Origin of the sequence: Actinomadura bangladeshensis, assembly GCF_004348335.1 — a bacterium.
Classification (GTDB): domain Bacteria; phylum Actinomycetota; class Actinomycetes; order Streptosporangiales; family Streptosporangiaceae; genus Spirillospora; species Spirillospora bangladeshensis.
Map to the genome: position 1 here is coordinate 1 of NZ_SMJW01000088.1, position 13,584 is coordinate 13,584.

The 13,584-nt window shown below is 74.1% G+C and carries 14 protein-coding genes; 6 read left to right on the top strand and 8 right to left on the bottom strand.

Annotated elements, in window-relative coordinates; all coding sequences use genetic code 11:
* From E1284_RS18625 to E1284_RS18635, 3 genes are all read right to left on the bottom strand, one after another.
* On the bottom strand, positions 1–914 hold a 914-nt coding region (locus tag E1284_RS18625; protein WP_131940586.1), incomplete at its 3' end, for a serine/threonine-protein kinase.
* Positions 915–987: 73 nt separating this feature from the next.
* Complete coding sequence (locus E1284_RS18630; RefSeq protein ID WP_131940588.1) at positions 988–1,950, bottom strand: quinone oxidoreductase family protein; 963 nt, start codon at positions 1,948–1,950, stop codon at positions 988–990.
* An 83-nt stretch (positions 1,951–2,033) separates the two neighbouring features.
* Positions 2,034–2,702: a TetR family transcriptional regulator gene (locus tag E1284_RS18635; RefSeq protein WP_207923833.1), complete on the bottom strand. Its 669-nt coding sequence runs from the start codon at positions 2,700–2,702 to the stop codon at positions 2,034–2,036.
* A 362-nt stretch (positions 2,703–3,064) separates the two neighbouring features.
* On the opposite strand from E1284_RS18635, the gene E1284_RS18640 reads away from it, so the two are divergent.
* From E1284_RS18640 to E1284_RS18650, 3 genes are all read left to right on the top strand, one after another.
* A complete protein-coding gene (locus E1284_RS18640; protein WP_131940592.1) occupies positions 3,065–3,304 on the top strand; it encodes a hypothetical protein in 240 nt (79 codons plus the stop codon).
* Between the two features lie 105 nt (positions 3,305–3,409).
* The gene (locus E1284_RS18645) at positions 3,410–3,685 is read left to right on the top strand and encodes a DUF6504 family protein (protein ID WP_131940594.1); all 276 of its coding nucleotides are present in this window, start codon (positions 3,410–3,412) and stop codon (positions 3,683–3,685) included.
* A 1-nt stretch (position 3,686) separates the two neighbouring features.
* The gene (locus tag E1284_RS18650) at positions 3,687–7,016 is read left to right on the top strand and encodes a DNA polymerase III subunit alpha (protein WP_341770402.1); all 3,330 of its coding nucleotides are present in this window, start codon (positions 3,687–3,689) and stop codon (positions 7,014–7,016) included.
* 8 nt (positions 7,017–7,024) lie between these two features.
* Here the strand turns inward: E1284_RS18650 and E1284_RS18655 are convergent, their stop codons facing one another.
* From E1284_RS18655 to E1284_RS18670, 4 genes are all read right to left on the bottom strand, one after another.
* Positions 7,025–7,705 carry a DUF4328 domain-containing protein gene (locus E1284_RS18655; protein ID WP_131940598.1) on the bottom strand — a complete coding sequence of 227 codons (681 nt, stop codon included), beginning with the start codon at positions 7,703–7,705 and terminating at the stop codon, positions 7,025–7,027.
* A gap of 95 nt (positions 7,706–7,800) precedes the next feature.
* Complete coding sequence (locus E1284_RS18660; protein ID WP_243714580.1) at positions 7,801–8,079, bottom strand: hypothetical protein; 279 nt, start codon at positions 8,077–8,079, stop codon at positions 7,801–7,803.
* A 134-nt stretch (positions 8,080–8,213) separates the two neighbouring features.
* On the bottom strand, positions 8,214–8,861 hold the full coding sequence (locus E1284_RS18665; protein ID WP_131940600.1) for a response regulator: 648 nt from the start codon (positions 8,859–8,861) through the stop codon (positions 8,214–8,216).
* A gap of 28 nt (positions 8,862–8,889) precedes the next feature.
* On the bottom strand, positions 8,890–10,077 hold the full coding sequence (locus tag E1284_RS18670) for a sensor histidine kinase (RefSeq protein ID WP_243714581.1): 1,188 nt from the start codon (positions 10,075–10,077) through the stop codon (positions 8,890–8,892).
* Between the two features lie 242 nt (positions 10,078–10,319).
* Between E1284_RS18670 and E1284_RS18675 the strand changes: the two genes are divergently transcribed.
* From E1284_RS18675 to E1284_RS18685, 3 genes are all read left to right on the top strand, one after another.
* The gene (locus E1284_RS18675; protein WP_131940603.1) at positions 10,320–10,526 is read left to right on the top strand and encodes a hypothetical protein; all 207 of its coding nucleotides are present in this window, start codon (positions 10,320–10,322) and stop codon (positions 10,524–10,526) included.
* A gap of 138 nt (positions 10,527–10,664) precedes the next feature.
* A complete protein-coding gene (locus tag E1284_RS18680; RefSeq protein ID WP_131940605.1) occupies positions 10,665–11,456 on the top strand; it encodes a methyltransferase domain-containing protein in 792 nt (263 codons plus the stop codon).
* Positions 11,457–11,510: 54 nt separating this feature from the next.
* Complete coding sequence (locus E1284_RS18685; protein ID WP_131940607.1) at positions 11,511–12,311, top strand: SAM-dependent methyltransferase; 801 nt, start codon at positions 11,511–11,513, stop codon at positions 12,309–12,311.
* Between the two features lie 14 nt (positions 12,312–12,325).
* Here the strand turns inward: E1284_RS18685 and E1284_RS18690 are convergent, their stop codons facing one another.
* Positions 12,326–13,507: a cytochrome P450 gene (locus E1284_RS18690; RefSeq protein WP_207923834.1), complete on the bottom strand. Its 1,182-nt coding sequence runs from the start codon at positions 13,505–13,507 to the stop codon at positions 12,326–12,328.
* Between the last annotated feature and the right edge of the window lie 77 nt (positions 13,508–13,584).

A 13,584-nucleotide genomic window follows, 5' to 3' on the forward strand; every position in this document is an offset into this window, starting at 1 on the left:
GGCGCGGGCTCCGGTACCGGGTCGGGGGCCGGGGCCGGATCCGGACTCCGCCACGACATCGAGATCGTCTCGGCGGCCCGCTCCGGGTCGGCCTTCTCCTGCCCCACGAGCCGGGTCAGGATCTGCCGCGCCGTCGGGCGCGCCGCCGGCTCCTTGCTGAGCGCGGCGGCGGCGATCTCGCGCAGCCGCGGGTCGAGGCCGGTGAGGTCGGGGTCCTCGTGGCCGATGCGGTGGAACGTCTCCGCGACCGTCCGGCCCTGGAACGGCGGGCGGCCCGTCCCGGCGTAGGCGACGACGCAGCCCCACGCGAAGACGTCCGACGCCTGCACGACCGGCTCGCCGCGCAGCACCTCGGGCGCGATATAGGACGGGGTACCCACGAATTGGCCGGTGCGGGTCGGCCCGTCGGGGGCGTCCAGGGCCCGTGCGATGCCGAAGTCGATGACGCGGGGCCCGGTGGACGACAGCAGCACGTTCGCGGGCTTGAGGTCGCGGTGGACGATCCCGGCGCCGTGGATGGCGGCGAGGGCCGTCGCGACGCCGACGGCGAGGCCCTCCAGATCCGAGCCGGGCAGCGGGCCCCGTTCGGCGACCGCCTTCTCCAGGCTCGGCCCGTCGATGTACTCGGTGACGATGTAGGGCGGGTCCTGGTCGAGTTCGGCGTCGATCACCGGGGCCGTGCAGAACCGGTGGACGCGCCGCGCGGCGGTCACCTCGCGGCGGAACCGCTCGAGGAACGCGGGCTCCCCGGCGAGGTCCCGGTTGACGACCTTCACCGCGACCCGCCGCCCGTCGGGCTCGGCGCCCAGGTAGACCGTGCCCATGCCGCCGCGGCCGAGCCGCCCGAGCAGGCGGTAGGGGCCGAGGACGCGGGGTTCGTCCTGCTCCAGCGGTCCGGCGGCGGTCGTCGTCATGGGGGGCGGCGCTCCTCGGGAAGATCGTCCTTCCGGCCCAGCCTAAGGGAGTCAGGGGAGCGGCAAGGGCCGGTCAGGGAATCAGCAGGAGCTTGCCGGTGCTGCGCCGCGCCTCCAGATCGGCGTGCGCGGACGCGGCCTCGGCGAGGTCGTACCGGTGCCCGACGTGCACGTTCACCGCGCCCGACGCGACCCAGCCGTAGACGTCGGCGGCGCGCTCCAGCAGCTCCTCGCGCTCGGCCACATAGTGGAGGAGCGTCGGCCGTGTCAGGTACACCGACCCGGCCTTGTTGAGCCGCTGCGGGTCGAACGGCGCCACCGCGCCCCCGGCCGCCCCGTACAGCGCCAGGGTGCCGCGCCGCCGCAGGCTCGCCAGGCTCCCGTCGAACGTGGGCGCCCCGACGCCGTCGTACACGGCGGCGACGCCCTCGCCGCCGGTCAGCTCCCGGACCCGGTCGGCGAAACCGTCGTAGCCCATGGTGACGTCCGCGCCCGCGTCCTTGGCGAGCCGCTCCTTCTCCGGCGTGGACGCCGTGCCGATGACGCGGGCGCCGAGCGCCTTGGCGGCCTGGGTGAGCAGCAGGCCCATCCCGCCGGCCGCCGCGTGCACGAGGACGGTGTCGCCCTCCCGGATCGGATACGTCGACCGGGTCAGGTAGTGCGCGGTCATGCCCTGCAGCAGCGACGCCGCCGCGTCCTCCAGCGTGACGCCGTCCGGGACGGGGACGACCACGTCCGCCGGGACGACGGCCTTCTCCGCGTACGCGCCCTGCACATTGGCCCAGGCCACACGGTCGCCGGGGGAGAACCCGCGGACGCCGTCGCCGACCGCCGCGACCGTCCCCGCCGCCTCCACGCCCGGCGTGTACGGGAGCTCCTGCGCGTACGCGCCCTTGCGGTAGTACACGTCGATGAAGTTGACGCCGGCCGCGGCCACGTCGATCAGCACCTCGCCGGGGCCGGGCTCCGGGACGGGGCGCTCCGCGGGCTCCAGGACCTCGGGTCCGCCGTTCCGGGTGATGACGATCGCGCGCATGTGCGGCCCTCCTGATCAGTGGTCGGTGATCTCCGAAACCCGCCGCCTCCGCCGGTTGTTCCCCCGGCCCCGCCGCCGGTCGGTCACACCCAGTCGCGCATCGTCCGGCCGGCGAGCGCGACGGCCTCCTCGACCCGGGCCGCGACCGTCCCGGCGTCCCAGATGTCGCGGCGGGCGCACTCCTCGAACGCGACCTTGACCGTCGCGAGGTAGAACGCGACGACGATCCGCGGCCGCAGGTCGTGCTCGGTGTCGACGCCCTCCCGCCGCGCGATCTGGTCGGCGAGCGACTCCGCCGACGCCGAGTAGCGCGCCATCTGCGCGGCCATCAGCGACGGCGTCGACTCGATCACCTTCCGGACGCGGCGGAACCGGGCGCCCTCGGCCGGGTCGCTCTCGGCGATCGTCCGCAGCACCACCCGCAGCGACTCGAACAGCGCGGTGAACGGCCGCTCCCCGGGCGGCCGTCCCGCGAGCGCCTCGGCGAGCACCCGGTCGTGCTCGCTCAGGAAGCTCGTGACGACGTCCTCCTTGGTGGCGAAGTAGCGGAAGAACGTCCGCTGCGACACCTCCACGGCCGCCACGATCTCGTCGATCGTCGTGGCCTCGTAGCCCTTGGCGGTGAACAGGTCCAGGGCCGCGTCGATGAGCGCGAGCCGCGTCCGCTGCTTCTTGCGCTCGCGGAGCCCGGCCAGCGCGCGGTCCGGTGCCGGGACATGGCCTGACGGGTCGCCGGCGGGGACGGCGCTCATCGGCTCGCTCCTTCTATCTGGCTGGCGCGGGCGTGGCGTGCCCGTTTCAAAGAGGCTTCTATCACGGACGGACCCTCCGCCTGCGGGGCGGGTTCCGCCCGCCGGGACGCGTGCGCCGCGCTCGGCCGCCGCGATTGGCGCGGCCGGACGCGGCGTGCCGCGCCCCTCCCCGGGAACCATCCCCGCGGTAACGGGAAACAGCCGTCCCACTCTCCGGATTCTCGCTGCGCAGCCGCGGTTTTCGGGTCATGCTGAGGGACGGTCACCATTCGTCGCCGGATGATCGCCCGAGGTCATCGGGACGGCTCGGACCGTGATGGGCGGCTGAAGTGTCTGTAGTCGGTGGACGGGAGATTCCCGAGATGCGCCGGCGCCACCTCGCGGCGCTCGCGCGCGAGGTCGAGGCCCGGGGCCTCGGCTGGCGGTTCGCCGGCCCCGGGGAGTCGCTGCTGGCCGTCTACGGCCCGCGGACCCGGCGCCGGCTGATGGTCGTCGCGACCCCCGTGGCCGACGGCTGGTCCTACCTGTGGCCGGACGGCGGTATCGCCGACGTCACCGACGTGGGCGCGGCCGCCGACCAACTGACCCGCCTGCTGACCTGATCCCGCCTTGCCCCCGGGGCGGCGCCTTCCCTAGACTCCGAGGCGAACGTTTGTTCGAACGTCCGCATGTCCTTCCCCCGTGCGGTGAGCGCGAGGGGGAGGCAGATGACACGCGTGTTCGGCGATCCGGTGGACGTCTGGGTGACCGACGGCCGTCCGGCCCGGTTCGTCTGGCGCGGCCGGCTCTACGCCGTGCGGCGGGTGCTGGAGCACTGGGTCACCACCCGTGACTGGTGGCGGGAGCGGGAGCCCGCCGGCGAGGCCACCGGGGAGCGGGAGTTCTGGCGGGTCGAGGCGACCCCGGACCGGGAGATCGGCGTCTATGAGCTGCGTTACGACGTGGCCGCCGACAGCTGGCTGCTTTCGCGGGTATGGGATTGACGTGCACATTCATGTCGCTTCGGGCTATTCGCTCCGCTACGGCACCGCCGCGCCCGCGGCGCTGGCCGAGCGCGCGGCGGGCCTCGGCATGGAGACGCTCGCGCTGACCGACCGGGACGGGCTGTACGGGGCCGTCCGCCACGTCCGGTCCTGCGCGGACGCGGGTCTCGGCGCCGTGGTCGGCGCCGATCTGCGGGTCGTCTCCACCGGGGAGGAGCGGATCGTGGTGCTCGCCGAGGGGCGGGCCGGGTGGCGGTCGCTGTGCCGGCTGGTGTCGGCGGCGCACGCGGCGGGCGGGCGCGGGAACCCCGTGGTCACGCGGGAGATGGTCGGCGCGCACGCCGAGGGGCTCATCGTGCTGCTCGGCCCGGCGTCCGACGTGGGGCGGGCCGTGGCCGGCCGGCGCCCGGACGCCGCGGCGGCGCGGCTGGACGCCTGGCGCGCGACCGCCGAGACGGCCGTCGAGATCGTGAACCACTACGGCAGGGGCGACGGGCCGCGCGCCGCGCGGATGCTGGCGCTCGCCCGGGACGCCGGCGTGCCCGCCGTGCTCGGCAACGCCGTCCGGTACCTGGAGCCGGCCGACCACCCGGTCGCGCAGGTGCTGGACGTGACGCGCAAGCTCGTCCCGCTGGACCGGCGGCACCTGGACGACCACACCGGGCACGCCTACCTGAAGTCGGTCCCGGAGCTGCGCCGCGCCGCCGAGCTGGCCTGCGGCCCCGAGGAGGCCGAGGCGCTGCTCGCGGCGACCCGGCGGCTCTCCGAGCGGTGCGTGCTGGACCCCGGCCGCGACCTCGGGATGGACGACGTCCACCTGCCGGCCGTGCACGGCGACCCGTACGCCCGGCTCGTCGCCCGGTGCGCGGACGGGATGGCCCGGCGCGGCCTCGCGGGGTCGGCCGAGGCCGCCGGCCGGCTCGACGCCGAACTCGGCGTCATCGCCCGCAAGGGCCTCGCGCCGTACTTCCTCACCGTCGCGGACGCCGCCGCGCTCATCCGGGAGCGCGGCATCCGCTGCGCGATCCGCGGGTCGGGCGCGGGCAGCCTGGTCAACTACCTGATCGGCATCGGCGACCTCGACCCGCTGCGGCACGGCCTGCTCATGGAGCGGTTCCTCGCCGACAGCCGCGAGGGCCTGCCCGACATCGACCTGGACGTGGAGTCGGCGCGCCGCCTGGAGGCGTACCAGGCGCTGTTCGACCGGTTCGGCGCCGGCAGCACGGCGTGCGTGTCGATGATGGAGACCTACCGGGCGCGCAGCGCGCTGCGCGACGTCGGCAACGCCGTCGGGCTCCCGCCCGCCGAGATCGACGCGATCGCCAAGGCGTTCCCGCGGATCCGGGCGAGCCAGATCCGCGCGGCCCTGGACGACCTGCCCGAGCTGCGGCAGAGCAACCTGGCCGCCGGCCGCCTGGAGGTGCTGTTCCGGATCGCCGAGCGCCTGGACGGCCTGCCCCGCCACATCGCCATGCACCCGTGCGGCGTCCTGCTGTCGAACCCGACGCTGCGGGACCGGACGCCGATCGAGCAGGCCGCGGCCGGGTTCCCGATGAGCCAGTTCGACAAGGACGACGTCGAGGCGATGGGCCTGCTCAAGCTCGACGTCATCGGCGTCCGCATGCAGTCGGCGATGGCGCACGCGGTGGCGGAGGTCGCCCGGCTGTCGGGGGAGGAGATCGCCCTGGAGGACGTTCCGCGCGACGACCCCGCCACGTTCGCGCTGATCCGCACGTCCCGGACGCTCGGCTGCTTCCAGATCGAGTCGCCCGGCCAGCGCGACCTGATCGGCCGGCTCCAGCCCCGCGACCTCGACGACCTGGTCATCGACATCTCGCTGTTCCGGCCCGGCCCGGTCAACTCCGACATGGTGTCGCCGTTCCTGGAGGCGCGCGCCGGGACCCGCGAGCCCGCCTACCCGCACCCCGATCTCGAACCGGCGCTGCGGGAGAGCCTCGGCGTGGTCGTCTTCCACGAGCAGGTGCTCCGCGTCATCGACGCGATGACCGGATGCGGCCTGTCGCAGGCGGAGGCGGCGCGGCGGAGCCTCGGCCACGAGCGCGGCCCGGAGGCGGTCGGCGCCTGGTTCCGGGAGCGGGCGCTGGCGCGCGGCTACGACGGGCCGACCGTCGAGCGCGTCTGGCGGACGCTGACCGCGTTCGGCGCGTTCGGCTTCTGCAAGGCCCACGCCGCGTCGTTCGCGCTGCCCACCTACCAGTCGGCCTGGCTGAAACGGCACCATCCGGCCGCCTTCTACGCGGGCGTCCTCACCCACGACCCCGGCATGTACCCCAAGCGGGTCATCCTCGACGACGCACGGCATTTCGGCGTCCCGATCCTGCCGCTGGACGTCAACCGCTCGGCCGCCGGCTGGCACGCCGAACCCGTCTCCGAGGGCGGGACGACCGGGATCCGGGTCGCGCTGAGCGAGGTCAAGGGCATCTCCGAGGCCGAGGTCGGTGCGATCGTCGGCGCCCGGCCGTACGGGTCGCTGGCCGACTTCTGGCGGCGCGCCGGCGTCTCCCGGCCGACCGCGGAGCGGCTCGTGCTGACCGGGGCGTTCGACAGTGTCCACGCCCGGGTGCCGCGCCGCGACCTGCTCTGCCGCGTCGGCGCCCTGGACCGCGCCACCGCCCGCACCGCCCCGGTAGAGGGCCAGCTCGCCCTCGCCGACGAGGCGGGCCTGGAGGTCGACTTCGCCGACGAGATCCCGGCGGGGGAGCTGCCGCCGATGACGCCGTCCGAGATCGTCGAGGCGGAGCTGGACATCCTCGGCATGGACGTGAGCCGGCACGTCCTGACCTTCTACGACGGGCTGCTCGCGGGGCTCGGCGTCGTCCGCGCCGCCGACCTGCCGGGGCGCCCCGCCGGGAGCGAGGTCCTGGTCGCCGGGGTCAAGGTCGCCACGCAGACCCCGGCGGTCCGGTCCGGGCAGCGCGTCATCTTCGCCACGCTGGACGACGCGACGGGCCCGGTCGACCTCACCTTCTTCGAGTCGGTGCAGGACCGGTGCGCCGCCACCGTGTTCGGCTCCTGGCTGCTCGTCGCCCGCGGCCGCGTCCGCCACGCCGGGGACCGCGCCGTCTCGATCACCGCGAGCGCCTGCTGGGACCTGAACGTCCTGTACGAGGAGTGGCGGCGCGGCGGGCCGGACGCCGTCCGCGCCGCGATGAGCGGTGCGGCCTCGCACGGCCGCCCGGTGGGCCGCCGCGTCGTCCACCCGACCGGCTTCGCGATGTCCCCGTACTCCGACATCGCGCACGCCGGCCCGGCGATCAAGCGCCCGCCGAGGTCCGCCCTCTGGCACACCAGCCCGGGAAGCTCCGGTTAGCCCTCCGGTCAGCTCTCCCGCACGAGCTGCAGGCGGGTGATCTGGAAGACGGTCGCCATGCAGAGCGAGGCGGCGAGGGCCTGGAACGCGGCGGCGGCGACGCCGACGTGGACGTCGAAGCGCGCCTCGGCGAGGGTGTCGACGCTGCCGTGCGTGAACGCGCGGCCGAGGAGCAGGCCGAGCAGGGCACAGACCCACCAGGCCGCCACGACGAGCCCGGCGGCCTGGCGTTCGGCCGTCCGGTACCGGCCACTGTTCACCCACACCTCGTAGACCACCCGGGGCGGCACCCACAGGTTGACGACGGGCAGGACCCAGCCGAGCAGGACCCAGGCGCGGTGGTGCCGGTGCGGTCCCGGCGACTGCCGGAACGCCCGCCACAGCCACACCAGGTAGAGCAGCCCGGTGACCACGGCCATGATCACGCCGATCGTGAACACGTCCGCGTAGGGCGCGAGGGCCTTGCCGGTGGCGACCGCGTCGTAGCTGTCATGCGTCGCCCCGCGCAGCGGGTGGGCGAGCCTGAGCAGGCTGATCCCCGCGCCGAGCGCGACGAACGCGTTGAAGCCGAGGAGCATGAACACGGCCACGCCGACGGCGCGGAAGTCGCGGCGCCGCGCCCACGCACCGCAGGCCGGGCACCGGTCGACCTCCGTCGGGATGATGTCGCCGCACAGCGCGCACGGCATGATCCACCTCCCTGGCCTTTGCGGTTGGTTGCTTTGGATACTACGTACGTTTGACATGCGCGACCCCGCGCGGGTTCGCGGCCCTTACCGGATCGTCACACGCGGAACACGACTCCGGCGGCGGTATAGGCGAACGCGGCGGTGACGGCGGCCCACGCGGCGAGCCGGCCGAGGCCGCCCGTCGCCAGCAGCCGCTCGGGCCGGAGGCCGGTCACCGCGAGCAGCGCCCACCACTGGGCGGCGAGCGCGATCGTCCCGTACAGCGACCCGAACCCGATCAGCGAGAACAGCAGGACGCTGCCGGCGGGGGTCGCGACGTGCGCGAACAGCGCCGGTCCGCGCTCCGGCCCGCGCAGGCCGCGGCGCAGCGCCACCAGGACGGCCGCCCAGCCGGCCGCGCACAGCGCCCAGACGACGAGGGCGGCGACGGGCAGCCCGTTCAGCGACTCCGGTGCCAGTGCCGTGTTCCTTCCCCCGTGTGTGCCCGCCTCGTGCCGTCCGCTCCCGGTCAGGTCATGAGGCCCGACTCCCAGGCCCAGGCGGCCGTCTCCACCCGGTTCCGCGTGGCCAGTTTGCGGTGGACGCTCCCGAGATGCGTCTTGACCGTGGACAGCGACACGAACAGCTCCCCGGCGATCTCCTCGTTCGTCCGGCCGCGCGCGACGAGCCTGACGACGTCCAGCTCCCGGTCGGTGAGCGGCTCGCGCGGCGGGGCGGCCGACGGGCGGGGCCGCGCCAGCCGCTCCAGCAGCCGGACGGTGATGGACGGCGACACCAGCGACCCGCCGTTCGCCGCCGCGCGGACCGCCTCCACCAGCAGCGCGGGCCCGCTGTCCTTCAGCAGGAACCCGACCGCGCCGCCGCGCAGCGCCCCGTAGACGTACTCGTCCATGTCGAACGTGGTGACGATCACGACGCGGAGCGGGTCGGGGACGCCGGGCGCGGCCAGCGTGCGGGTCGCCTCCAGGCCGTCCATCGCCGGCATCCGGATGTCGAACAGGCACACGTCGGGGCGCAGCCGGCGGGCCAGCGCGACGGCCTCGGCGCCGTCGGCGGCCTCCCCGACCACCTCCATGTCGGGCTGCGAGTCGACGATCATCCGGAACCCGGTCCGGACCATCTCCTGATCGTCGGCGACGAGTACGCGGATGGCCACGGGGCCGATTCTGTCAGCAACGCACCGGTCACCGCTCCCCGCCCGGCAGCAGCGCGACGACCTCCCAGCCGCCCTCCGGGCGCGGACCCGCGCGCAGCCGGCCGCCGAGCGCGCCGACCCGCTCGGCCAGCCCGGTCAGCCCGAACCCGCCGGACGGCAGCATCCGGCCGCGGCCCCGCCCGTCGTCCCGCACCGCCACCTCGACGCCGCCGCCGGCCCGGGTGAGGGTGACCCGGACGGCCTCGGCGTCGGCGGCGTGCTTGCGGACGTTGGTCAGCGCCTCCTGCACGACGCGGTGCGCCGACGCCGCCACCTCGGGCGGCAGCGCGCCGAGGTCGGGCGCGAGCGTCAGCGTCGCCGGCGGGTGGGTGAACCCGGCGACGAGCTCCCGGAGCTGCGCGAGGTCGCCGACGGGGCGGGTGGCGGAGCCGCCGTCCGCGAGGGCCTCCCCGTCCGGCGCGTTGACGTGCTGCGCGTCCCGCAGCAGGCCGACCATGCGGCGCATCGACGTCAGCGCCTCGGTGCCGGCCTTCTCGATGCCGCCGAACATGCGGTCGAGGTCCTCGGGCTGCTGGCCCGCCCCCGCCTGCGCCGCGAACCGCGCCGCCTGCGCCTGGACGACGATGCCCGTCACATGGTGGGCGACGAAGTCGTGCAGGTCGCGGGCGAGCTCCAGCCGCTCGTCCCGCCGCGCCGCCGCCAGCGACCGGGACCGCCGCGCGTCCAGCGCCCGCAGGTACAGGCCGATGCCGAGGGCGATCGACACGGTGATGCCGAGCGGTGCGGTGAACAGCGCCGCGGCGAGCACCGACCAGCGCAGCGGCGTCGCGAGGACCGCCGCGCCGAGCAGCAGCGCCAGCGGGAGGAGCTCCTCCCGGCGCGCCTTCCACACCACCCGCGCGATCACGATCAGCAGCCCGCCGATCTCCGCGAACACGCTCGGGGTGCTGAACTGCGGCCGGACCGCCATGCCGAGGTACAGGGTCGTGAACGCCGACACCGCCCCGGCCGCGACCGCCCACGGGACGAGCCGCCGGGCGATCGCCGCGACGTTGGCGAGGGCCGCGACCGCCACCATCCACAGGGCGGGCGAGTCGTGGAAGGCGTACCCCAGGCAGAGCAGCAGGAACAGGCAGGCGAACCCCGCGTAGGCGAGGCGCACCACGCAGCCGCCCACCGAGTGGATGCGGTCCAGCCCTGCCCCGACGTCGTTCACGGTCATGCAGGCTACGTCCCGCCGCGGCGGAGCGGATCGACCGTTCGGCCGATCCCGCCCGGCCGGTCGAATATCCATTCGAAAATGTCGGACCCGCCCCATAGCGTTGACCACGTGATTTGGGCGACACCTGGGAACAGGCGTCGAACCGAGTGGCTTGTAATGACGTACTTAGGGGTATGTGGCTACCGGTGGCACCCGCACAGGAGCGGGCCACCGGGGTTCAAGGAAGGGGTGTTGGCATGAGCGCAGCGACCGACACGTTCCATCTCTCCCACCCGCGGCTCGACGGGCCCGCCGAGCGGACCGTCGTGGAGCCGTGGCTCACCGAGCTCTCGCACGCGTCGCTGAACGCCTACGCCGAGCCCGCGCCCGCGCTGGCCCCGGTCGAGGCCCTGCCCGTGCGGCAGCGGCCCGTGCCCGCCCGCCGCGTCGCCGTGGCGGCCTGACGCACCGACGAAAAGGGGATCGAGGACGCCCTCGATCCCCTTTTCCCATGCCTCTGTGTCTCATATTTCGATACGCACTTCTCAAAATTTGAGAAGACGTCGTAGTGTTCGAGCACCGGACCCAGAGAGGTGATCCCGATGCCGGCCTACACCCACGGCCACCATGAGACCGTCCTGAGCTCGCACCAGTGGCGGACGGTCGAGAACTCCGCCGCCTACCTGATCGAGCACCTGCGCCCGGGGCTGTCCGTCCTGGACGTCGGCTGCGGCCCCGGCACCATCACCGCTGGCCTGGCCGAACGCGTCGCCCCCGGCCGCGTCGTCGCCGCCGACTCCGCCGAGACCGTCCTGGCCGAGGCCCGCAAGAGCACCGCCGCCTCGTCCAACGTGGAGTTCGCGGTCGCCGACGTTCACGCACTGGACTTTCCCGACGGCACCTTCGACATCGTGCACGCCCACCAGGTCCTGCAGCACGTCGCCGACCCCGTCCAGGCCCTGCGAGAGATGCGCCGCGTCGCCCGGCCGGGCGGCGTCGTCGCCGCCCGCGACGCCGACTTCGGCACCATGATCTGGTACCCGGAGCCGCCCGCCATGGACGCCTGGCTGCCGGTGTACTACAAGGTCGCCCGCGGCAACGGCGGCGAGCCCGACGCCGGCCGCCGCCTGGTCTCCTGGGCCCGCGCGGCCGGCTTCACCGACGTCGCCGCGACCGCCTCCGCCTGGTGCTACGCCACCCCCGAGGAGCGCGAGTGGTGGAGCGAGTCCTGGGGCGGCCGCCTGATCAACTCCTCGGTCGCCGACCACGCCGTGTCCGGCGGCCACGCGACACGCGAGGAACTCCAGCGCATCTACGAGGGCTGGAAGGAGTGGTCCGCCGCCGAGGACGGCTGGTACTCGGTCACCCACGGCGAAATCCTCTGCCGCGCCTGACGCGGGAGGATTTCCGGATAAGGTGGCGTTCCGTTCTAGCCCCACGGAGATTCCGTGCCACCGACATTCGACACGACGGCGCCCAACATCGCCCGCATCTATGACGCGATGCTCGGCGGCAAGGACAATTTCGCCGCCGACCGGGAGGCCGCCGACCGGCTGACCGAACTGGAGCCGCTCTCGCCCCTGTACGCGCGCGAGCACCGCAGGTACATCGGGCGGGCGGTGCGCCTCATGGCCGGGTACGGAATACGCCAGTTCCTCGATATCGGCACGGGCCTGCCGACCATGGACAATGTCCACCAGATCGCCCACCGGCACGCGCCGGGCTCGCACGTGGTGTACGTCGACAACGACGCGAACGTCTGCGCGCACGCCCGTGCGCTCCTGGCGGACGACCCGGGGAGCGTCGCGGTGGTCAAGGAGGACCTGTGCCGCCCGGAGCGGATCCTCGACCACCCCGACACCCGCCGGCTGATCGATTTCGGCGCGCCGGTCGGCATTCTGGTCACCGGTATCCTGCATTTCGTCCCGGACGCCGATGGCCCGTTCCGGTCGCTCGGCGTTCTCACCGAGGCGATGTGCTCCGGAAGCTGCCTGGCCATTTCCCACATCACCGACGAGGTCGTGCGGGAGACCCGGCCGTCCGACAACCGGTCCGGCATGGAGGTGTTCGCGAAGAGCAACGCCCCGATGCACTGCCGCGGCCGCGCCGACATCGAACGGTTCCTGACCGGCCTGGAAATCCAGGATCCGGGCATCGTGTGCATATCGGAATGGCGGGCCCCGGATCCGTCGGTCATCCGGGACGACCTGCGCGACGTGTGGCTGGCGGGCGTGGGGCGGAAGCGCTGATCGGCGCGTCGTGCTCAGCGCGGTGTGACCGACATCGGTAGGGACGCGAAACCGCGGACGTAGGGGGACTGGGGGCGCCGGGCCCGGGACGGGTCGAGGTCGAAGGCGGCCAGGCGGGCCACCATCTCCTCCAGGACGATCCGCGTCTCCAGCCGGGCCAGCGACGCGCCGAGGCAGTAGTGCGGGCCGCTCCCGAAGGTGGCCATCGGGGAGGTATCGCGGTCCAGGTCGTACTCCTCGGGGCGCTCGAAGACGCGCGGGTCGCGGTTGGCCGCGCCGGGGAGCAGCATGATCCGCGCTCCGGCGGGCAGCGCGACGCCGTGCAGCTCGATGTCCTCGGTGAGGGTCCGCAACTGGGTCGGGGCGGCGGTGTCGTAGCGCAGCGTCTCCTCGATCCAGTCGGGGATCCGGCCCTCGAACGCCTTGTCCCGCTGCGCGGGATGGCGCCACGCCCAGTACCAGGCGTTGCCGATGAGGTTGGCCGTGGTCTCGTTGCCCGCCCCGACCAGCAGGTGCAGGAACGCGATGATCTCGTCGTCGGTCAGCGACTCCCCGTTGAGGTCGGCGTCCAGCAGGGCCGAGGCCAGGTCGTCCCGGCGCCGGCGGCGGCGGTCGGCGACGATCTCCGCGAAGTGCCCGACCAGCTCCAGCAGCGCCGTGAGGCCCTCCGGGCCGATCTCCCGCGTCCCCGGCTCCCGGTGCATCGCCGCGTCCGCCAGCCGGCGCACCTCCGCCCGGTCCGCCTCGGGGACGCCGACCAGTTCGGAGATGACGTCGGTGGGCAGCCGCGCGGCGATCTCGGTGACCAGGTCGAACTCGCCGGACTCCAGCGCCGCCTCAATGTGGCGCCGGGCGATCACGCGGATGCGCGGCTCCAGTTCCGCGATCCGCCGGGGGGTGAACGCGCGCGACACGAGCCTGCGCATCCGCGTGTGCCGGGGCGGGTCCATCGCGATGAAGGACATCGCCTCCTGCGCCTGCGGCCCCCAGGCGCGGCGCTCCAGCAGCGGCCCGTTGGCGCTGGAGAACCGGGCCGCGTCACGGAAGGCCGCCACGACGTCGGCGTGCCGGGACAGGGCCCAGAAGTCCAGCTCCTCGTTGCGGTAGACGGGTGCCTCGTCCCGCAGCCGCGCGTACACCGGGTACGGATCCGCGTCGACCCGGTGGAAATCGTACGGACTGAACTCCACGCCCACCGCCGGCCTCCCTGACACGTCGACGACGACCCGTCACAGCTTCGCGCGGACGGCCCCGAGATGACAGACCAAGATCG

Coding starts and splice junctions, on each gene's coding strand:
- E1284_RS18645 (WP_131940594.1), top strand. CDS start 3,410: ATGACACGCGTGTTCGGCGATCCGGTGGACGTCTGGGTGACCGACGGC.
- E1284_RS18655 (WP_131940598.1), bottom strand. CDS start 7,705: ATGCCGTGCGCGCTGTGCGGCGACATCATCCCGACGGAGGTCGACCGG.
- E1284_RS18680 (WP_131940605.1), top strand. CDS start 10,665: ATGCCGGCCTACACCCACGGCCACCATGAGACCGTCCTGAGCTCGCAC.
- E1284_RS18675 (WP_131940603.1), top strand. CDS start 10,320: ATGAGCGCAGCGACCGACACGTTCCATCTCTCCCACCCGCGGCTCGAC.
- E1284_RS18635 (WP_207923833.1), bottom strand. CDS start 2,702: ATGAGCGCCGTCCCCGCCGGCGACCCGTCAGGCCATGTCCCGGCACCG.
- E1284_RS18640 (WP_131940592.1), top strand. CDS start 3,065: ATGCGCCGGCGCCACCTCGCGGCGCTCGCGCGCGAGGTCGAGGCCCGG.
- E1284_RS18630 (WP_131940588.1), bottom strand. CDS start 1,950: ATGCGCGCGATCGTCATCACCCGGAACGGCGGACCCGAGGTCCTGGAG.